1 protein-coding gene is annotated in these 843 nt (G+C 62.5%); it reads right to left on the bottom strand.

Annotated features, from left to right (window positions below; all coding sequences use genetic code 11):
• Positions 1-494: 494 nt before the first annotated feature.
• Positions 495-843: oligopeptide/dipeptide ABC transporter ATP-binding protein (locus ACM6IP_RS23990; RefSeq protein ID WP_414862407.1), on the bottom strand; the 349-nt coding region annotated here is incomplete at its 5' end.

Below are 843 nucleotides of genomic sequence, written 5' to 3'. Positions count from 1 at the left end.
CGCTAAAGTCAAAAGACCTTGAAAGGGCTGGCCCTTACGGCGAGGCACTTTTGTCAAACGCCGGAGTGCCGGCCCAGCCCAAAGTACCCAAAAAGTCTTGCCCCAGCGTTCGGCCCCTCGCTAAGGCTCGGGGTACCTTCGCTGCGGTGCCCATCAGGGGGCATCGCCTACGGTTTGCTTCGCTGCACCTCCTCTCGATGCATGCGGCTTCGCCGCACGGCGCTACGCGCCTGCCCCCTGATGGACACCTTCGCTCAGCCTGCCGAAGGGGCAGGTGGATCAAGATCAAAAGCCAGAGCACGGCGACCTGACAGTCGGCCTGAGTGGTAAAGGCGGGCGAGGCGGCCTACCGGCGGGCCTGTTTTTTCTGGTTGGGTTGAAATTACTCTGTAGGAGCGAGCTTGCTCGCGATGGCGGTGGATCAGTCGACATTGATTGTGACTGACACTGCGCCATCGCGAGTAGGCCCCCACAGGTACCTGTGCAGTAGTTTGTCAGGCCGCACCCTCGAGAAATTGCTCGGCGTAATGACACGCTACCTGGCGGCTGTCGAGCAAACGCAAGGCCGGCTCTTCGGTACTACAACGCTCGGTGGCGTACGGGCAGCGCTTGTGGAAGGCGCAGCCGGACGGTGGGTTCAGCGGGTTGGGCAACTCGCCGACGATCTTGATTTTCGGCTTGTCCGGGTCCGGGTGGATGGTCGGTGTGGCCGACAGCAGGGCCTGGGTGTAGGGGTGCAGGGGGCGGGTGTAGATGTCCTCTTTGGGGCCCATTTCCACTGGCCGGCCGAGGTACATGACCATCACGTGGTCGGCCACATGGCGGACCACCGCCAGGTTGTGA

The sequence above is a fragment of the Pseudomonas sp. IT-P176 genome, from assembly GCF_949767245.1.
Lineage (GTDB): Bacteria > Pseudomonadota > Gammaproteobacteria > Pseudomonadales > Pseudomonadaceae > Aquipseudomonas.
Note: the sequence above shows the minus strand (reverse complement) of the source record. Positions and strands in the feature narration are given on the sequence as shown.